Source organism: Pricia mediterranea (assembly GCF_032248455.1).
Classification (GTDB): domain Bacteria; phylum Bacteroidota; class Bacteroidia; order Flavobacteriales; family Flavobacteriaceae; genus Pricia; species Pricia mediterranea.
The window spans coordinates 84,462-105,293 of the sequence record NZ_JAVTTP010000001.1; the positions used below are offsets into that span (position 1 = coordinate 84,462).

The window sequence follows — 20,832 nt, forward strand, 5'->3', positions numbered from 1 at the left end:
AAGAAAGGCAGGCAGGAAAGTGATTCGTGCTAATTCAAAAATTACATCACAAAATGAGAACAAAAACCAAAAGGATGTTCCAAGAAGATAGTAAGACTGACCCTCGCTTTCGCCGCCCTGCCTTTTTAATTACGATGTAAAGAAAGGCACTTAACAGAGCGGAAATCGGAATTTGATATGAAATATGGGGAATTTGATATGTAGTGGGAAGAGGGACGGGGTTATGGGTTTGATGGAGTCGATAGAAGATGTATGACGGCAGACCGGTGACCGATGGTTGATGACGAATGATGGGTGACGGATGGCGGAAGAAAGGAGGGTTTAGGGGGATGATGGTTCGCAACTCGATGGTGACCGGCACGGACCGCAGTTCAACGACCACAAATTAAAGACGAAAGACTAACGTCTAACGACTACAGCCTACTCCTCAAAAATCCCAAGTCGAGCTTATGGGTCTGCTTCCCTTTTTTAATGGCGATATAACTGTTGACATTGCCCAATTCTGAAATCAGGGACAGCTTGGTCTCGACGAATACCTGATAGGCCTCGATATCCTCTAAAATCACTTTGAGCATAAAATCATAATTTCCCGCCACCTGGTAGCATTCCAAGACCTCGGGGAATTCCCTGACCTTTTCTACGAATTTTTCCAAATAACTGCGGGTATGGCCCTTTAGCGTCACCCCTATAAAAACGATCTGCTTTAAACCCAATCGGCGTTCGTTCAATTCGGCCATATAGTTTTTAATGTAGCCTTCCCGTTCGAGTTTTTTTATTCTCTCGAAAATGGGGGTCTGGGAAAGATTCAAACGCCCACTGAGTTCCTTGGCGGTCATCTTGGAATTTTCTTGTAACAGCTCCAAAATCCTGATGTCCACCTTATCCAAGTTGTTCTTCATAGTAAAATTAATTGCAATACCTGAAATTTACCTTTAAAAATAGGTTTTTACAACATCAAAATACTGTTCACTAGTGAAAAATACTAAACATAATCCTGTAGATAGCGAAAATAGGGGTTTCCGGATTACAATTGTTTACCTTTATATTAATGAATAGGAAAACGATTTTTAAGCCGTACATTAGAAAAAAGGACTATGCTGGCGGCATCACCAGGGAGGAGATTCTATCCGATAGCAACGTGGACAGGGTATGGAAACTTTCGTCCAACGAAAATGCGTTGGGCCCCTCCCCCTTGGCGCAACGGGCCATTATAGACCATCTTGATACCATCCATGAATACAAGTTCCGGGACGACAGTGAATTGAAGCGGAGCATTGTAGCTACCCGTCCCCACCTGATCCCAGAAAATATAATCACCGCAAATAGTGGTATCGAGACCTTGGAGTTGATATGCAGGGGCTTTTTGAGCCCCGGATTGGAATGCATTATCAGCCACCCCACCTTTGTGGCCTATGAGAGCATGATCGAAAACGAGGGAAGCAAGGTGGTAAACGTCCCCTTGAATCCCGAGGATTATACGCTTGACGTCCAGGCCATATTACAGGCCGTAACCGAAAGGACCAGGCTTGTCTTTATCACAAATCCCAATAATCCGACCGGCACGTACACCGGGAAGGAACGTATCGATTACCTAATCCACAATTTACCGGAAGATGTACTTGTGGTATATGACGAAGTGTATTTCCATTTCGCCGATGCCCCGGATTATCCTAGGGCCTTCGATTACATCAAGGCGCGTAAAAACGTAATCGGCGTACATAGTTTTTCCAAAGCCTACGGACTGGCCGGGATACGACTGGGATACGGCATCTCCACGCCCCAAATCATATCCTATCTAGAAAATACGAAAAGACCGTTTATTATCAACACGCTTTCCATGGTCGCCGGCATCCATGCCTTACGGGACACCGAACATCTGAAAAAGACATTGGACGTGGTCCGGTCGGAAAAAAAATACCTGTACGCCGAATTCGATAAACTGGACCTGACCTATTGGCCCAGCCAGACCAATTTTATTTTTATCGCAGCGGAAACGGGCGCGGACGATTTTACCGCCAAAATGTTGGAAGAAGGGATTATGGTCCGTCCCTGCAGCAAATTCGGGGCGCCGAAGGGGGTTCGTATTACCATCGGCACCCGCGAGGCGAATACCGCCTTGGTTTCGGCAATCCAAAAAATATATTCCTATGCCTAGATATCACACCTTAGGGAAAATTCCCAAGAAAAGACATACCATCTTCAAGAGCGACTCCGGGAAGTTCTATTATGAGGAACTGTTCGGGACCATCGGTTTTGACGGGATGTCATCGCTGTTGTACCATACCCACCGCCCGACCCAAGTCAAGGAAATTCGGGATTCGTACAGTGTCGCCCCGAAAATCGCATTGGAAAAAAATATGAGGGCCATGAGCCTTAAGGGTTTTGATATCGCCCCTACGGACGATTATCTGGAAAGCAGAAAGATCATATTGGCCAACAACGACTGTCATATCGCCTTGGCAGCGCCCGAAAAGTCGTTGCGGGACTATTTTTATAAGAATACGGATTCCGACGAGGTGTTGTTCGTGCATCGCGGTTCCGGAAAATTGAGAACCTTCTTGGGGAACATCGATTTTGGGTACGGGGACTATCTCGTCATTCCCAGGGGGATGATCTATCAAGTGGATTTCGACTCTCAAGATAATCGTCTGTTTATCGTGGAATCAAAACGTCCGGTTTACACCCCGAAACGCTATCGCAACTGGTTCGGACAACATCTGGAAAACTCCCCTTACTGCGAGCGGGACATGCATCCCCCTAGCGAACTGGAGACTTTTTCGGATAAGGGGGACTTCCTTCTGAAGGTAAAAAAACAGGATATGATCCACGAATACCTGTACGCCTATCACCCCTTCAGCGTGGTAGGGTGGGACGGCTATAACTATCCCTATAAATTATCCATCCATGATTTTGAACCGATAACCGGCCGGATCCACCAACCGCCCCCGGTACATCAGACCTTTGAAACCGGTGCCTTTGTTATCTGTTCGTTTGTACCCAGGCTTTACGATTACCATCCGCAATCCATCCCCGCACCCTACAATCATAGCAATATCGATTCCGACGAGGTGCTGTACTATGTGGATGGCGATTTTATGAGCCGAAACCACATCGAGGTCGGCCAGATTACCCTGCACCCGGCCGGAATTCCCCACGGCCCGCATCCGGGAGCCATGGAACGAAGCATCGGGAAAACGGAAACGGAGGAGCTGGCCGTCATGGTCGATACCTTTAAGCCGCTGATGGTGACGGAGGAAGCCCTGAACATCGATACAGGGGATTATCACACCTCCTGGTTGGACGAAAATCACTGACAATTAAAGCATTCAAGCTATGGAAGACATTAAAAATCTAACGGATTTACGGAATACCGAATACGGAACGAAAAAAATATTCGAAGAGGCGGAAGATTTTCTGCCCTTGAAGGGAACGGATTATATCGAATTGTATGTGGGCAATGCCAAGCAGACGGCCCATTTCTACAAAACGGCATTAGGCTTTCAATCCGAGGCCTATGCAGGTTTGGAAACAGGAATAAAGGACAGGGCCTCCTACGTCCTAAAACAGGGCAAAATACGCATGGTCTTGACCACTCCCCTGAAGAAAGACGGACCGATCAATGCCCATATCAACACCCACGGAGACGGCGTAAAGGTAGTGGCGCTCTGGGTCGATGATGCCAAGGCGGCCTTTGAGGAAACTGTCAAACGAGGGGCTAAACCCTATATGGAACCCACCAGGGAAGAGGATGAACACGGCCACGTGGTTCGCTCGGGCATCTATACCTACGGGAAGACGGTGCATATTTTTGTGGAGCGCAATAATTATAACGGAGCCTTTCTTCCGGGCTATAGAAAATGGGAATCCCATTACAACCCGGAGCCGGTGGGATTGAAATTTGTGGACCACATCGTCGGCAATGTCGGCTGGAACGAAATGAAGGAATGGTGTGAATTTTATGGCAAAGTGATGGGATTTGCCCAAATCATCTCCTTTACCGACGAGGATATTTCTACGGACTATACCGCCTTGATGAGCAAGGTGATGAGCAACGGCAACGGGAGGGTCAAATTCCCCATCAACGAGCCCGCAGAAGGGAAAAAGAAATCCCAGATCGAGGAGTATCTGGAGTTCAACAACGGTCCCGGGGTGCAGCATATCGCAGTGGCCACGGACGATATAATCGCCACCGTTTCCCAAATGCGCGAAAGGGGCGTGGAATTTTTATACGTTCCAGAAACCTATTACGACGACCTTTTGCAGCGGGTAGGCCAAATCGATGAGGATGTCGAGGTCTTAAAAAAACATGGTATCTTGATCGACCGGGACGAAGAAGGCTATCTGTTGCAAATTTTTACCAAGACCATAGTGGATAGGCCCACGATGTTTTTCGAAGTGATCCAACGCAAGGGAGCGCAGTCCTTCGGCGTAGGGAATTTTAAGGCGCTGTTCGAGGCTATCGAACGGGAACAGGCCAACAGGGGAACGTTATAGACTAACCCACTATAGGCTAAGGTACCCTATTAAACTAATGAACTATATTCATCTCATGGAACAGTGCCATTAGTTGGCAGTTGCAGTATGCAGTAGGTGAAAACCGTTCGGCTCAGCTGCCAATCGCTTGGACCAAATTTTTGTTTAGAAGCTAGAGCGCACTGTACTAAAGTCAGGACTTAAGACTTACGAATTAGGACGAAAGAGCTTGAAAAAAGAGCCCATTTTATTGAAAAATCAAAAATCTTACGTCAGATCCCCGCGTCTTATGTCTTATTTGCCAATTGTGTAATTAGGCCCACAAGCATTTAAAATAATTTTATGGATAAACGATTAACTTCATGGGTGGAAATACCCAATAATTCTGATTTCAGTATTCACAACCTTCCCTTTGGGATTTTCTCTGTGGGAAGTGGAGCCAAAAAGCTGGGCATCGCGATCGGTGACCAAGTAGTAGATCTATACGCTGTTGCGAATCTCGGATATTTCGATGATATTGACCTGGACAAACAGGTCTTTCTCAGCGATCAGCTGAACGACTTTATCAGTCTGGGCAAACCGGTCACCAATACGCTCCGATTAAAGGTGCAGGATTTACTTTCCGACGACACTTCCCCGTTAAAGGAGGACAACAGGGTGTTAGTGCCGCAGTCCGAAGTCGAAATGCACCTGCCCGTCCGCATCGGCGACTATACTGATTTCTACTCCAGCATAGAACATGCCACCAACGTGGGGAAAATGTTCAGGGATCCTGAAAATGCGCTTTTGCCCAACTGGAAACACCTGCCCGTCGGGTATCACGGTAGGGCTTCGTCCATTATGGTCAGCGGCCGGAACATAGTAAGGCCCAAGGGCCAGATTTTGCCCCCCGATGCCGATACACCGGTATATCGACCCTCCTCCCGGTTGGATTTTGAACTGGAGATGGGCTTTATTATCGGTAAGAAAACCCAAGTTGGCGAATCCATAACGACCTCGGATGCGGAAAATCATATTTTCGGCAAGGTGCTATTTAACGACTGGTCCGCCAGGGATATCCAAAAATGGGAATATGTGCCATTGGGACCTTTTTTGGGAAAAAGTTTCGCCTCCTCGATTTCGCCTTGGGTTGTTACGCTAGAGGCTTTGGAACCATTTAAGGTGGCAGGACCCGAACAAGACCCCGAAGTCCTGCCCTATCTTAACTATTACGGTGCAAAAAATTACGACATCAACTTGGAAGTGGGACTGCGTCCGAGGCACGGGGAAGAAAACATGTTGAGCAGGTCCAATTTCAAATACATGTATTGGAACATGGCCCAGCAACTGGCCCATCATACCTGTAATGGCTGTAACGTAAATGTCGGGGACATTCTCGCATCGGGCACAATTAGTGGAAAGAACCCCAATTCGTACGGATCTATGCTGGAATTGGCCTGGGGCGGGAAAAAACCTATCACGCTGTCCAACGGGGAAAAAAGGACATTTCTTGAGGATTATGACACGGTTACTATGAGAGGTTATTGCCTAAAAAACGGCATCCGGGTCGGGTTCGGAGAAGTGAAGGCGCAGATATTACCCGTTGTAGATTGATTGTTATGGAAAAAACCACCTCGATAGATGTCAATTCGATCGGCACCCCCGAACTCCATCAGATTCTTGTAACGGCCATTGCGCCAAGGCCGATAGCCTTCGCCAGTACCATTGACGCGAAAGGGTCGGTCAACCTGAGTCCCTTTAGTTTTTTTAACGTATTCAGTGCCAATCCCCCGATCTTAATCTTTTCCCCGGCCCGGCGCGTGCGGAACAACACCATCAAGCATACTCTTGAAAACGTGCGGGAAGTAAAGGAAGTGGTCATCAATACGGTCAATTACCCCATGGTCGAACAAATGTCGTTGGCAAGTACGGAATATGACAAAGGCGTGAACGAGTTTATCAAATCGGGATTGACCCCCGTAGATTCCATTAAAGTAAGGCCGCCCCGGGTCAAGGAATCACCGGTTTCCTTCGAATGTGTAATCGACAATATCATCGAACTGGGATCCGAAGGCGGGGCGGGCAACCTGATTATTGCAAGGGTGGTGATGGTCCAGATCAACGGGGCTTACCTCGACGAAAACCACCGGTTGGATACCAAAAAACTGGATGCCGTGGCCCGATTGGGAGGCAACTGGTACACCCGGGTTACCGGGGAATCGCTCTTTGAAATCCCCAAGCCCGTCCGAACGACCGGGATTGGTGTCGATACCCTTCCCAAACATGTGTTTACAACGGATATCCTATCCGCAAACGATATCGGCAGGCTCGGCAATGCGGAAGGGATTCCCTCTGAAGAGGACCTCCACAGTTTCAAACAAACATCAGGGATTTCGGAAATCCTTACAATGCCCGCAGGGGATGCAAAAACCTTGAAACTGCACCAGACCGCTAAGGATTATCTTCAAGCGGGAAATTCGGACTTCGCACTCAAAACCCTGTTCTGCGACGGATTCTAGGGCGAAAAATCGACTTCCACACCAACTAATTTGGTGCTGCCCTGAATTTGTGGATACCTTTAGGATTACGCCGACCTGTGATGAAAAAAAAGCAATGCCCCTGCGTTCGATAGGGCCAGCCTTGCAATTTTACTATTGGATAGAATCGATTATGCTTCCACAGGTCAGCATCGCATCTCCGTAATAGGGATTCCGGATTTCCTTTTGTTTGCTCAGCCAAGAAGCGCCTTGGTCGTTATCGGCCATCGGACATTTTTGAACGAAAAGGATTTCATCCACATTATCTAAGTTGACGGCCAACGCCACCCAGTTCTCGTTGAGTAGGACAAAATGGGAGCGTTGGTTTTCCAGATTTTCATTGGTTCCAATAGCATCGAGCATTTCGATGCTTTTTTGCAGATGGGATTCGAGCATGGGACCCAAACCATCTTGGGCTATGGCTTTTGTTTTTTCAGCAGCCGTTTTCGCATGGGTCGAGGCCGCATTGGGGTCCCCGGCTACCAAGGCGTCCTTGAGTTCAAGGTAAGCGGGCATTGCGGTAATAAGTTTCTCTTGAAAAGCTGGGGGAAGTTCCATTTCCATCGCCGTAGGAGACATCTTTTCCGAATCTTGTTTCTCGGTATCGTCATTGCCGCTCGCCTGCCCTTGGTTCATCATCGATTTCTTTCCCTGCAATTGTGCAGCGGCATCCACGGTAAACGTGCCGTTGGTCACAATTTCCTCCCCGCCTTCGAGTCCCCCTACAATGATAAATCGGTCGCCGCTACGGTTGCCCAGCTGTACCTCCCGCATTTCGAATACCGGTTCATCGGGCTGCGACTTCACATATACGAGTGAACGCTCGCCCGTCCACATCACGGCACTGGAGGGCACCGTAAGCTGTCCATTCTCGTCGGAGCTGCCGGTGGCAATCTTACCCTTCACGAACATCCCCGGCTTTAACAATCCCTCATTGTTGTTTAGGGTTGCCCTCACCGTGACCGTACGGGTCTGGGTATCGAGCACAGGGTCGATAAATGAGATACGCGCATCGAATTCCTGATTGGGATAGGCGTTACTGGTAATCATGATGTCCTGTCCCACCTTAAATTGGTTCAACTGGCCTTCATAGGCATCGAAATCGGCCCAAACCGTGCTTAAATTACTCAATCTGGCGATGGGCTGCCCGGCCTGCACATAATCTCCGCGGGCGGCCATTACCTCCGTTACCGTACCGGAAACGGTAGCATAGATCGGAAAATTTTCCTTTACCTTTCCGCTCTGTTCGATCTGGTCGATCTGTTTATCGGAGAGTTTCCAGTTTTTGAGTTTGTTACGGACCGCTTGGTAAAGCCCGGGTTGCGACTCCTTTAGTGCCGCCGCGGTGAGCAATTCTTGCTGGGCGGCCACAAGATTCGGGGAATATATAGTGGCCAATAACTGCCCGCGTTTTACCTGCTGCCCTTTATAGGTTACCTTTAACTGCTCGATGCGGCCGTCGAAATAGCTGGCCTGCACCGTATTCGCCTCATCGTTTTCGGTGATTCTTCCCGACAGGGCGACAAAGCCGTCTTCATCCCTCGTTCCGCTATTGACCGTAGTGGTTCGGATATTGGCGAGGGCCATAGCGTTATCGGTCATCGCAAACTCGTCGACGTCTAGGCCGTCGGCCCCGGTCTCGGCAGGAATCAAGTCCATCCCACAAATGGGACAGTCCCCCGGTTCAGGCTGCATGATCTGGGGGTGCATGGAGCAGGTCCACATTTGGGCATCCTCTTCAGCGGCATGGTCATGGTCGTCCGCCATACCGGAGGCGTCTTTCACGACAGCTCCGTCCGTATCGGTATTGCCAAAAAGCAGCCATCCGACCAAAAGTCCGACGGCAGCTGCCAAAGCGATTAATAGTGTAGTCTTCTTCATAACCTTATTTTTCGTCGTTTTCAAGACGGTAGATAATCTTTTTCATTTGGGCGATTTCCCGGGCTTGGGCCTCGATAATCTCTTCGGCCAGCTTTTTTGCTTCCGGGTCTTGAATGTCGGCCCGGCTGCTGGTCAAGATGGCAATGGAATGATGGGGAATCATGGCTTTCATCCAAGTGACATCATCTACGGGTTTTTGTGCCCTTACCAAATAGGTAGCACTCCCGAACAATACCAAACTACCCAAATAAATTGCTATATTCTTTGCTTGGTTCCCGTACATCTTCAACATTGCCGTCAGCATAATAACCGCCATAGCCGAAATGCCCAGACAGGTCATATAAAAGCGGGTGAGACTAAAATATACGTGATCCCATTGATAAGTATTCAAATACATGGTGATGTACATGGCGACGAAAGATGCCCCAAGCATGGCCATGAATACCGTGTATTGGTTTCGCTTTTTTCCTGTTTTTTGTTTTTTATTTGAATCCATAAGTCTCAATTTTCAATGTTTATTAGCTATCGATTTTTTTAGAACGCAATCGCAAGGCATTGGCTATCACGGAAACCGAGCTAAAACTCATTGCCAAGGCCGCGATCATGGGCGAAAGTAAAATTCCGAAAAAAGGATAGAGAACCCCAGCCGCAATGGGAACGCCCAATGTGTTGTAGATAAGCGCAAAGAACAGGTTCTGTTTTATGTTGAGCATTACGGCATCGCTTAGGTTCCGCGCTTTTACGATACCGTGCAGATCGCCCTTTACGAGGGTTATGGCTGCACTTTCGATGGCGACATCGGTACCGGTGCCCATGGCAATGCCCACATCGCTTTTCGCCAAGGCCGGGGCATCGTTGATACCATCACCTGCCATGGCCACGGATTTGCCTTCAGATTGTAGGCGTTCTACCTCTTTGAGCTTGTCTTCCGGCAGCATACTCGCCTTAAAATCGGCCAGGTCGAGTTCGCCTGCCACCGCTTGAGCGGTATCGTGGTTATCACCCGTAAGCATAGTGACGTCGATACCCATATCCTGCAGTTCCTTGATAGCCCTGGCACTGGTCGCTTTGATTTTGTCGCCGATGACGACATAGCCCACGAGCTCTCTATCGACGGACAGGTAGGAAACCGTTTTGCCCTGCATTTGGTATTCCTTTGCTTCATTTGCTTTCGCCTCGGAAATTTCAGTTTTGGCATATTGCATCATCTTTGGATTGCCCAAGGCCAACTGCTTCCCACTCACGGAACCTTCCACCCCTTTACCCGTTACGGCATTGAAGTTGTCCGCTTTCTGCGCTTTGACGTTCTTTTCCCTTCCGTACGCTACCGTGGCTTCGGCCAGTGGATGCTCGCTATTGCTGTTCAGGGCCACGATGAACTGTAACACCTTCTCTTCGGAAATAGCCTCGCCGAACGCCCCTACTCTCTCCACCGTGGGTTTTCCTTCGGTGATGGTTCCGGTCTTATCGACGATAAGGGAATTTACCTTGTCCATTTTTTCCAGGGCCTCCGCGTTTTTGATAAGCACTCCGTTTTGCGCCCCTTTGCCCACCCCTACCATGACGGACATGGGGGTGGCAAGGCCCAACGCACAGGGGCAAGCGATAATTAGTACCGCAATGGCATTGACAAGCGCATATACGTAAGCGGGTTCCGGCCCCCATAGGGCCCAGACCGCAAATGTTATCACCGCGATAATAACCACAATCGGCACGAAGTAGGCCGAAACGGTATCGGCCAGATTCTGGATAGGCGCACGACTCCGGCTGGCCTCATTGACCATGGTAATGATTTGGGAAAGCAAGGTATCGCTTCCCACTTTTTCGGCTTTCATCAAAAAGGATCGGTTGCCGTTAATGGTCCCGCTGCTCACTTTGTCGCCTTCGCCTTTACTTACGGGGATGGGCTCTCCGGTAATCATGGCCTCGTCTATGGCACTGTTTCCTTCTTCGATAACCCCATCTACAGGAATCTTATCCCCCGGCTTTACCCTGAGGATGTCGCCGATTTCAATGTCATCGATACGGACCTCAACTTCTTCGCCGTCAACTAGCTTGACCGCTTTATTGGGTGCGAGTTTCAACAGCTCCTTTACCGCTGAATTGGTTTTGCTGTGCGCCCTGGCCTCCAATACCTGCCCCAGCAGCACTAGGGTCAAGATAACGGTAGCCGCTTCAAAATAGACGTGTACCGTTCCGAATTCAGTTTTGAACTGCGGCGGAAAAAAATCGGGAAAGAACATCCCGAACACGCTAAAAATCCAGGCTACGCCCGCACCGATACCGATGAGCGTAAACATGTTCAGGTTCCAGGTCTTGATACTCCGGTAGGCGCGCTCAAAGAACATCCAGGTGGCGTAGAACACCACGGGCAGCGAAAGGGCGAACTGGATCCAATTCCAATATTTTTGGTCCATCCACCCGTAAATCGGATTGTTGGGCAGCATTTCGCTCATCGCAATGATGAAAATAGGGAAGGTGAATGCCAGTGCGATCCAGAATTTGTTCAGCAGCTTTCGATAGGTTTTTTCTTCCACCGAGAGATCAGGTTCCATCGGCACCAAGTCCATTCCGCAAATGGGGCAGTCGCCGGGCCCGTCCTCCACTACCTCGGGGTGCATCGGGCAGGTCCATTTTTCAGATGTTGAGTTGGTGGACAGACTTTGTTCTTCCACCAGATCCATTCCGCATACGGGACAGTCACCTGGACTGTCATAAGTTTTGTCCCCCTCACAGTGCATAGGGCAATAAAAGGTTCCCGTACCGTTTCCTTTCGGTTTTGGCTTTTCTTGCTTGGGGTGGCCGTCTTGCTCGCCGGGCAAATGAATGCTATAGTTGCCTCCATCGGCTTGCAAGGCTTTCTGAAACGCCTCCAATTCGACGTGACGCCCCATTTCGATAACCGCCTCCTCTTTTTGTAAATCGACCATTGCATCGGTTACGCCGTTCACCGCCTTGAGCGTTTGCTCGACGTGGTTCCGGCAGCCGTCACAAGTCATTCCGTGTATATGATAGGTATGTTTCACAGTTTCTGATTTAATTAATAAAAAATTTCACGATCAATCCACCAGTGAGCCAAACATAGCAAATAAAGGCCGCATACTTTAAGATATTCTCCAGTAGGGGACTTTTCGGTGCCATCTCGCTCATGGAATGTTCGACATCCTTTTTCTTGAAAAAGCCAAGATAGACCAAGTATCCCGAAATGGCCAAGAAGGCGATGTTGAGGTAAAACGTATAATCTAACTTAAAGAACTCGCTATCTTGGATTTTGGCCTGCGAGGGATCGGGAATTATCCCAAATAGATCGAAACTATAATGCAAGACCAAAGACGTACCGATCAAGGCCGTAAACAACAGAAACAGGATAAAGAACGACATTTTCCATCCGTAGTACTTGGCATTGATCCTCAATACGGGAAAAACGACCAAATCGCTAAAAATAAAGGCCATTACCCCGGCAAAACTAACGCCTTTGCCGAAAAGTAGTGCCGCAAGGGGAATATTGCCCATCGATCCGATGAACGTCAAAAAAGCGGCTACCGGTCCCACTAAAATATGCTCCAGGATTTCCAAAAAGCTGAAGTCGGTATTGCCCTGGCCACTATTGATGAAGAGGGTCTCAAAAAAAGCATCCGGAACAAAGACGGCCACGATCCCGGCAATAGTGAAGCCCACGGTCACATCCTTCCAGACCATCTGCCATTCCATCTTGTATTTTTTGGCCACCTTGGCCCAGCTATTCTCCTTTTTGATCTGCTTTTTCCAATCCTTCGAAGCATCCATCCCATCTTCACTGTCTTCCTGCTCCAGATTTTTACGGGCTTTGTCGATCAATTTTTTGGGGTTGATGAGGCGGATGAGCATCCAGCAAATAAGAATTAGAAGAATTCCGCCCACATATTCGCCGACCACGAACTGCCAGCCCAAAAAGATGGAAATGATAATCCCCAGTTCGATGACCAAGTTGGTAGAAGCCAACAAAAAAGCGATGGAGGATACAAAACTGGCCCCTTTTTTGAAAATGGATTTTGCCGAGGCCAGCGCCGCAAAGCTGCATGAACTGCTAATAAAGCCGAAAAATGTACCTAGAAGTACCCCACGGCTTTCCTTGCCCCCCATTGTCCGCTGCATTCGTTTTTCGGTAACGAACACCTGGATCATACTGCTGATAATATAGCCCAGGGCAAAGGCCCAAAGGGCCATCCAGAAGAAGCCGCTGGTCGTATAGGCCGCTTCGCCCCATTGTTTTAAAAAGTCGTTCATTGTACTGTTTTTTTGAGGATCTACAGTTATTTTCTGAAACCGGACTATCGGTATTTCATCCTTAGAATCCGTTGAATCCGACTAAATGGCGAAAGGAGCAGGGGACAAGAACAGCCCAATGTTCACGGTGCTTTTAAAAAATTGAATCGATTTTCGGATATTCCCGAGAGCGCATCCATCTTCATTCCCTGCTCTTTCCGTCCCTGTTCCCGCCGGGTTCCCATGAGCCCTGGGGAACCAAGACCATGGCGCCTGCGCACTATCCGCTACCCCTTGATCTCTTCCTTTACCGAACCGCATTTCAGCATCCGATCCCCGAAATAGGGATTGCGAATTTCGGACACATCGGAAAACCAGTAGGCCCCCTCGTTATCAAAGGCCATCGGGCAATACTGCTTGTAAATGGTGCCTTCGCTCAAGGCTTCGGTAAATAGGTCCTCGACCTTCTCCCCAAACTCGGAAAACAGTTGCCGCTGCTCTTCAAGTCCATCTGAATCCGCGATTTGCTGCGCCAGCGATTTCATATCCGCGCGTTCTTGATCAAAGCTTTCGGCCATGTCGCCCGCAGCTTTTTGTGCCGCATCGCTATCACTGTTGACCAAGGCCATTTTTAATTGCAGGTAATTGTGCCATACTTTGCCCGTCATACCGTCAACAAAACCCTGGTCCGCAATATCGGAGGTCTCCGTCTTCTGCTGTTCAACCTCTTTCGGGGTATCTATCCCTACGTTCTTTTTGGTCTTGTTCTCTTTGCAGCCTACCGCTAGGGCAAGGGTCAGTGCCGCTGCGAATGTCATCGTTCTAGTTTTCATTTTTTATGGTTTTTAAGTTTAAAATATAAATCAGGCGGACAGACCGCTTTCAATTCTGTATTTGGCAATACTATTTGGCTCATCGCTTAGTTTTTTGCTAGGTTAATTGGTCAAATAATTAATGACTGCGGATTCCACATAGTATTTTTTTATGGATTCAACTTGTTCCAGTTGGAATTTCAACTGCAATTCCTGTAGATCGAGCACGTCGTCAAAATCGATGGTGCCGGTCTCATAATTTTTAAGTAGGATTTCTTCAGCATTTTTGGCCTGTTGGATGTTCTGTTCCCGCGTATTGAACTCGATGCGTGCCGCATTGCGTTCGGATTTTGCTTTTGCCAAAGCGGATCGTAGCACGTTCAACCGCTCCTGTTTTTGGGATTCGATCTCGCTCTGCCGCAGTTCGTTCTGTTTGGTGCGGGACTTGTATTGGTTGTTGAAAATGGGGATGCTGATAGAGACCATGGGCATCAAGATGTCCTTGCCGTTATCATCCGGCATCATGTCCGATCGTTCCTGAACGGGCACATAATCCAATCCGAAGCCGAGCATCGGGGCGCTCTCTTTTCGGTTGAGCAATTCTGCCCGGGCGACCGACTCGTACAGTTTGTCAAAACGGGTCAACTCGGGATTGAGCTGAAGGCTGTCGGTAATCACGGGGTCTGATATTGGGATATCGATTTGAGGCAGTACTTCGATGAAAGACCGCCAGTCTTGGTTCAGCAGCCCGTTAAAATTTGCCTGTTCTGCCAAATACTGCTCTTGAAGCACCGCTTTCTGCTGCTTCATTTCATTTTGACGAATCTGCAATCGCAGTACGTCAACGGCGCTGGCATTGTTTACTTCTACCGCGGTCAGCGCAAGCCGTTCATAGGTATCCAACAGATCAATGTTGTCGGCCAATACATTTTGCTTCGCCTTGAGCGTGTAAAGGGCGTAGTAGGATTGTGCCACGTTCAAGGCCAGTTTGCGTTTGGCGATACGATATTCCAAATATTCCGTATCGGCCGTTGCCCGTGCATAATTCTCCCGCGCCGAGACCGTCCCGAACCAGGGCAGCATCTGTGTGGCGGAAAACTTCGCTTCCTGCGGTCCCGTCCGGGTCTCCGGCTCGCTGGCAAAAATGGCCGCACCGAATTCGGTGTTGGGCAGCCAATTGGCTTCGTTCACTTTTTCCTCGGCAATCTCATGGCGTAGCTCATACGCCCGGATATCGGGGTTGTTATCCTGAGCTTGCTGGATGTAGGATTGCAACTGTTGTCCTTGGACAAATACTCCAACAAGAAGCAGCGATACCATTGTTGCTATTCCTTTCATGGGTTTCCTTTTTTAAGTTCGACTTCCTTCCTCCATCCATAAAGCACGGGTACCACAAAAAGGGTAATAAGCGCGATGAGCATTCCCCCGAAACTGGGGATGGCCATCGGAATCATGATATCGCTGCCGCGACCGGTGGAAGTCAGAATTGGCAGCAGGGCCAAAATAGTAGTCGCCGTAGTCATTAAACAAGGTCGGATTCGCTTTTGTCCCGCCTCTACAACAGAATCGCGAATACCCTGTGGGCTATCGGGACTATTTCGGGCAAAGGTCTGGGTCAGATAGGTCGCCATCACCACCCCGTCATCGGTCGCAATCCCGAAAAGCGCGATAAAGCCGACCCAAACGGCCACGCTCAGGTTAATGGGATGCACCTGAAAGAGATCACGCAGATTTTCGCCGAAGATGCTAAAATTCAAGAACCAGTCCTGCCCATAAAACCAGATCATCAAAAATCCTCCGGCGAAGGCCACGGCAATACCCGTAAAGACCATCAGGGAAGTCGATACGCTCCTAAACTGAAAGTACAGGATAAGGAAAATGATGATCAACGAAAGCGGCACGACAACGGACAACGTCTTTTCCGCCCGTAGTTGGTTCTCGTAGGTGCCGGTAAACGCGTAGCTGATGCCTTTGGGAACGACAAGCGCCCCACTATCGATTTTCTCCCTGATGGCGGCCTGGGCGTTTTCCACTACATCTACCTCGGCAAAGCCGTCCCGTTTATCGAATAGCACGTAGCCCACCAAAAACGTGTCCTCACTTTTAATTACCTGCGGTCCTTTCTCGTATCGGATGTCCACCAGTTCGCCCAAGGGAACGGGACTGCCTTTTTCAACGGGAACGTAAATGTTCTTTAAATCAGAAGGATTATCACGGAGTTCCCGGGGATATCGCACCCGGACTGCGTACCGCTCCCGGCCTTCCACAGTCTGGGTAAGGGGCATTCCGCCTACGGCGACGGATAGCACCTGTTGCACATCTGCGATCGTGATTCCGTACCGTGCCAGTTGCTCCCTTTTAATGTCGATAAGCAAATAAGGTTTCCCTACGATCCGATCGGCAAACACCGCCTCGGCCTTTACGCCTTCGACAGGTTTCAGGATAGCTTCCAGTTGCACGCCGAACTCCTCTATCTGGCGCAGATCTTGTCCCTTGACCTTAATCCCCATCGGCGCGCGCATCCCGGTCTGGAGCATGACCAATCGGGTCTCGATGGGCTGTAATTTAGGAGCAGAGGTTATTCCCGGTAACTTAGTAACGCTGACAATTTCGTTCCAAATGTCATCGGGCGATTGTATTTCCGGCCGCCAATTGCGGAAGTACTCCCCACCGTCGTCCGCTATCAATTGGCTGCGATCAAAATCGAAGGGGTCGACAACTCGATTCTCAAAGGTCTCGTTCTCGACTGCGCTCGAACTGACAGGGGAGTTTTCTCGGCCGTGATCTCCCTCGGCCTGACTCTTCTCAACTGCGCCTGTCTTGAGCGGAGTCGAAAGGCTCGAACTGACAGGGAGATTGGGATTGGCGACAACGTTCCCGTTTTTCAATTCAAAGAAACCATCCTCGTTTACCCGATACCGTTGGCGTTCCCCAGCTGTATTGGTCTGGTATTCGTCGCGGTATTGGATGATGTTTTCGTACATGGACAGCGGTGCAGGGTCCAAGGCCGATTCCGTCCGGCCCGCTTTCCCGACTACGGTCTCCACTTCGGGAATACTGGCGACGGCCATATCCAATTGTTGTAGTACGCGCTTGTTTTCGGCCACTCCCGCGTGTGGCAGCGAAGTGGGCATCAGTAAAAAAGATCCTTCATTTAACGAGGGCATGAACTCCTTACCGGTGTTCTGCATGATCAGTACGCCCAAGACCACAATGACGGCAGGGACGGAAAGAAAAAGGAACTTGTTTCGTAACGCCCATCTCAGGATACGGGTGTAATACATCCGGAACACATAAAAAGCCCCCAATAATCCGAAACAGATGATTCCCACGAAAATAAGGTTCATAAAAACGTTGCGGTCAAAACCAAGGGGCCGCCAGTAGGTAGCTAGCAAAAAGACCACGGCCGCTGCGGAAATAACAATATTGAGCAGGCCGGCCTTTTTATCGGAGAGGGTAAATCCGTTGAACAATTTCGATGTCAAATTCGGCTCGCGCAAAGGTCGGATGGTCCCGAAGGCTATTAGAACCAGTCCCAACCAATACCCTGAGACCACCGCCCAAAGGCCGGTAAGAATCAGTAGGATACTAAACACGTAGCCGATGATACTCTTACTCCGTTTTCTGTCAAAGAAAAGTGCCGCAAATGGCGGAATCAGGAACAGCGCCACCACCACGGCCGCGGCGAGCGCCATGGTCTTGGTAAAGGCCAGGGGGCGGAACAATTTGCCTTCGGCGCCTACCATCGTAAAGACGGGTATAAAGCTGATGATGGTCGTTAGTACCGCGGTGAGGATGGCCCCGGAAACCTCCTTGGTGGCATTGTACACGATGGTATTAATTGAACGGGATAGCCGAATCTCCGCTGCTCCAGGTTCTGCATTGGAGCCTACATCCGAGGCCTCCAATTTTTCATTTTGTGTTTTTAGCTTGTCGTTCTCCTCCAGATGCCGGATAATATTTTCGGACAAGATGACCCCCATATCCACCATCGTTCCGATGGCGATGGCAATACCCGAAAGGGCAACGATATTGGCATCGACATCAAAGAGTTTCATCGCGATAAACACCATCAAAACGGCCACGGGAAGCAATCCGGAAATCAATACGGAAGCCCGCAGATTGAATACCATTATGATGATGACCAAAATAGTGATCAGAATCTCCAATGTCAGGGCTTCGTTGAGCGTGCCCAGAGTTTCCTGGATCAGCTCGGTGCGGTCGTAAAAGGGAACTACGGTCAACTGCGAGGTACGGCCATCGGCCAGTTCTTTTGAGGGCAGTCCGGATGAGAGTTCGGCAAGTTGATCCTTGACGTTGTTGATAACTTCCAAAGGGTTCGCCCCGTACCGGGCCACTACGACCCCGCCTACGACCTCGGCGCCTTCCTTATCCAATATCCCCCGACGCGGCGACGGGCCTAGATGCACCCGGGCCACATCCTTAATTCGAATGGAGGTATAGTTTTCGGAATCGACTACGGCATTTTCGATGTCCGCAATAGATTTGACGTAGCCCAGCCCCCGAACCAGGTATTCCGCCTGGTTAATTTCGAGCGTCTGTGCCCCTATGTCTTGATTGGACTGTTTGACGGCCTTGACCACATCGTTTAACCGGATACCGTATTGCCGCATCAGTTCGGGATCCACGTCGATCTGGTATTCCTGCACGTATCCGCCAATAGAGGCGACTTCGGCCACGCCACTGGCGGAGGAAAGGGCGTACTTCACATAGTAGTCCTGAACACTGCGGAGCTCGTGCAGGTCCCACCCACCGGTTACGTTTCCATCTTTATCCCGCCCTTCCAACGTGTACCAAAATATCTGGCCCAAGCCCGTGGCATCGGGACCCAAAGAGGGATTGACCCCATCGGGAAGCAATCCCGATGGGAGGGAATTCAATTTTTCAAGGATACGGCTGCGGGACCAATAGAATTCAACATCCTCCTCGAAAATGACGTAAATGCTAGAAAACCCGAACATGGACGAGCTCCGGATAGTCTTGACCCCGGGAATCCCCAACAGGGAGGTCGTTAGCGGATAGGTGATCTGGTCCTCGATATCCTGGGGACTACGGCCTTCCCATGGGGTAAAGACAATTTGCTGGTTTTCTCCGATATCGGGAATGGCATCCACGGCCACCGGATTGCTCGGCAATAGCCCCACATCCCATTTAAAAGGTGCGTGAACCATGCCCCAGCCCACGAACAGGGCAAGCAGCAATAGGGCCACCAACTTATTTTCGATAAGAAATTTTATCGCTTTGTTAAGCATAAAGAACGATAGTTAAACGGTAAACAAGAAGTACGGATACAAAAAGTTTTGCCCGGACGAACGGACGTCATCGGGCTTAGGGCCTACGGGAAGGGTAGGCTACCGTTTAAAAATCAAATTAAAAAGGTCTGATGCAGTACTAGCACGTCCCGTTTCAGGAACGGGGGCGCGTAATCGTCAAAAGGGACCGCTTTGGATTCGGTTCCATCCAAAAGGCTGATATAGGCGTAGATAAACGAGGCAACGAATACCTGTTGGTCAAAGGATAGGGAATGAAAGGAATGCTTTAGATCATCTTGGCCTTCGAGGACCATCTGCGCGTCGGTACAACAGGATTCTTCAGTCATACCGCTTTCGCAGGACATCGGATCCTCCCGTTTTTCCATTCCACAGGTTGCATCCTTGTGGCTGATTGAAAAATCCATCAAGGTATCCCCGCAGTAGTGCATGTCAACTGTAAAGGACATCGTGGTGAACAGCACTACGAATGCCATCGAAACCGCCGATATTTTATGGAAAATCTTTTTCAACACTGGAATGCTATCCTTTTATTGCGTAAAAATAACTATAAAATTACAACATAAATGCAAAATTACTGAAACCCTACGCAAATTTTTTATCCTTAACAAAAGTTTAATCGGATTTATTAACTCGGCGCATCGCGGAACGATACCTTCCCTCCTAGCCCCGATTAAACGCCCATAACTAATACTTCTATCGGATGCCATTTATCCTTGATACAAATCCAGGATTAGGCGATGAGCTTAAATTCCAGACTCTTTCTATAGGCAGATGGAGTACATCCTTTGATGGATTTAAAATGCCTGTTGAAATTAGAAAGGTTCTGAAAACCGGATTCGTAGGCAATTTGGGAAATATTGAGATTCGGATTGTCCAGTAACCGACAGGCGTAACCGATCCTCAATTTCAATAAATAACTTTTAAAGGGCATTCTGTACCTTTTTTTAAAGGTCAAAAAGAACTGGGTATTGGACATGTTGGCAATTTCCAGCACATCCCTCAACATGATTTCTTTTTTAAAATTTTTCAATAAATACTCCACTACGTCGCGCAGGGGACCGCTTTCCGACATTTCCGTGTTTTCCTGGAATACGGGGCTGCAGATTAAGCGATATTCTTCGGTTGTAGCAAAAATTTCGAAGATGGAGAGCAGGGAATACAGCCTTTGGGTAGGATGCATGCTGTTCATCGCCAACATAATTTCGGTAATGCGTTCCTTCGTTTTTCCGAAAAATTCACAACCCCTTGCAGAATGGGACAAGAAGGTACGAAGGCCGCGGTTTTCCAGAAGATCGATAAACCGTTGTCCCATGAATTCCTCCAAAAACTGTATAACGTAGCCCTTTCCGGTAAACGTACCGTCATCGGCATAATATTCGGGGTCGCACCGCCATACGTGCGAGAGGGAAGAGCCTAAAAAAACAAGGTCGGCCTCTTGAAATTCGCTGATGTCGTCGCCTACGATACGCACTCCGCTGCCTTTGTCAACTAGTATTAGCTCATACTCCGGATGGTAGTGGTACACCCCAAAATTTTTATCCTCTACATGATAGATAAAGGATTGGTCGGACTCCTTGAACAATCTAATTTCCGTAGTTTCCATTCTCAAAT

General features: G+C 49.0%; 15 protein-coding genes. 5 read left to right on the plus strand and 10 right to left on the minus strand.

What is annotated here, in order from left to right:
• Positions 1–413: 413 nt before the first annotated feature.
• On the minus strand, positions 414–899 hold the full coding sequence (locus RQM65_RS00360) for an Lrp/AsnC family transcriptional regulator (RefSeq protein ID WP_314011916.1): 486 nt from the start codon (positions 897–899) through the stop codon (positions 414–416).
• A gap of 149 nt (positions 900–1,048) precedes the next feature.
• Between RQM65_RS00360 and hisC the strand changes: the two genes are divergently transcribed.
• The 5 genes from hisC to RQM65_RS00385 all read left to right on the plus strand — a co-directional run bounded on the left by hisC (position 1,049) and on the right by RQM65_RS00385 (position 6,971).
• Positions 1,049–2,155 carry a histidinol-phosphate transaminase gene (gene hisC, locus RQM65_RS00365; protein WP_314011917.1) on the plus strand — a complete coding sequence of 369 codons (1,107 nt, stop codon included), beginning with the start codon at positions 1,049–1,051 and terminating at the stop codon, positions 2,153–2,155.
• A complete protein-coding gene (locus RQM65_RS00370) occupies positions 2,148–3,314 on the plus strand; it encodes a homogentisate 1,2-dioxygenase (protein ID WP_314011918.1) in 1,167 nt (388 codons plus the stop codon). Before hisC ends, RQM65_RS00370 begins: the two co-directional genes overlap by 8 nt.
• A gap of 19 nt (positions 3,315–3,333) precedes the next feature.
• The gene (gene hppD, locus RQM65_RS00375) at positions 3,334–4,494 is read left to right on the plus strand and encodes a 4-hydroxyphenylpyruvate dioxygenase (RefSeq protein WP_314011919.1); all 1,161 of its coding nucleotides are present in this window, start codon (positions 3,334–3,336) and stop codon (positions 4,492–4,494) included.
• Positions 4,495–4,815: 321 nt separating this feature from the next.
• A complete protein-coding gene (fahA, locus tag RQM65_RS00380; RefSeq protein WP_314011920.1) occupies positions 4,816–6,066 on the plus strand; it encodes a fumarylacetoacetase in 1,251 nt (416 codons plus the stop codon).
• 5 nt (positions 6,067–6,071) lie between these two features.
• Positions 6,072–6,971, plus strand: coding sequence for a flavin reductase family protein (locus RQM65_RS00385; RefSeq protein WP_314011921.1), 900 nt, complete (start codon positions 6,072–6,074; stop codon positions 6,969–6,971).
• A gap of 132 nt (positions 6,972–7,103) precedes the next feature.
• Here RQM65_RS00385 and RQM65_RS00390 read toward each other — a convergent pair whose 3' ends face one another.
• The 9 genes from RQM65_RS00390 to RQM65_RS00430 all read right to left on the minus strand — a co-directional run bounded on the left by RQM65_RS00390 (position 7,104) and on the right by RQM65_RS00430 (position 20,824).
• Entirely contained in the window at positions 7,104–8,870 is a 1,767-nt protein-coding gene (locus RQM65_RS00390; protein ID WP_314011922.1) for an efflux RND transporter periplasmic adaptor subunit, read from the minus strand.
• Positions 8,871–8,874: 4 nt separating this feature from the next.
• Entirely contained in the window at positions 8,875–9,366 is a 492-nt protein-coding gene (locus RQM65_RS00395; protein ID WP_314011923.1) for a DUF305 domain-containing protein, read from the minus strand.
• A gap of 22 nt (positions 9,367–9,388) precedes the next feature.
• Positions 9,389–11,896 (minus strand): heavy metal translocating P-type ATPase, encoded by a 2,508-nt coding sequence (locus RQM65_RS00400; RefSeq protein ID WP_314011924.1) that lies wholly within the window; start codon positions 11,894–11,896, stop codon positions 9,389–9,391.
• 10 nt (positions 11,897–11,906) lie between these two features.
• Positions 11,907–13,136: a permease gene (locus tag RQM65_RS00405; RefSeq protein WP_314011926.1), complete on the minus strand. Its 1,230-nt coding sequence runs from the start codon at positions 13,134–13,136 to the stop codon at positions 11,907–11,909.
• A 266-nt stretch (positions 13,137–13,402) separates the two neighbouring features.
• On the minus strand, positions 13,403–13,948 hold the full coding sequence (locus tag RQM65_RS00410) for a DUF3347 domain-containing protein (protein WP_314011927.1): 546 nt from the start codon (positions 13,946–13,948) through the stop codon (positions 13,403–13,405).
• 102 nt (positions 13,949–14,050) lie between these two features.
• A complete protein-coding gene (locus tag RQM65_RS00415) occupies positions 14,051–15,265 on the minus strand; it encodes a TolC family protein (protein WP_314011928.1) in 1,215 nt (404 codons plus the stop codon).
• On the minus strand, positions 15,262–19,200 hold the full coding sequence (locus RQM65_RS00420) for an efflux RND transporter permease subunit (RefSeq protein ID WP_314011929.1): 3,939 nt from the start codon (positions 19,198–19,200) through the stop codon (positions 15,262–15,264). The genes RQM65_RS00415 and RQM65_RS00420 overlap by 4 nt, the downstream gene beginning before the upstream one ends.
• A gap of 113 nt (positions 19,201–19,313) precedes the next feature.
• Positions 19,314–19,730: an HYC_CC_PP family protein gene (locus RQM65_RS00425; RefSeq protein WP_432279853.1), complete on the minus strand. Its 417-nt coding sequence runs from the start codon at positions 19,728–19,730 to the stop codon at positions 19,314–19,316.
• A gap of 221 nt (positions 19,731–19,951) precedes the next feature.
• Positions 19,952–20,824, minus strand: coding sequence for an AraC family transcriptional regulator (locus RQM65_RS00430; protein ID WP_314011931.1), 873 nt, complete (start codon positions 20,822–20,824; stop codon positions 19,952–19,954).
• Positions 20,825–20,832 lie beyond the last annotated feature (8 nt).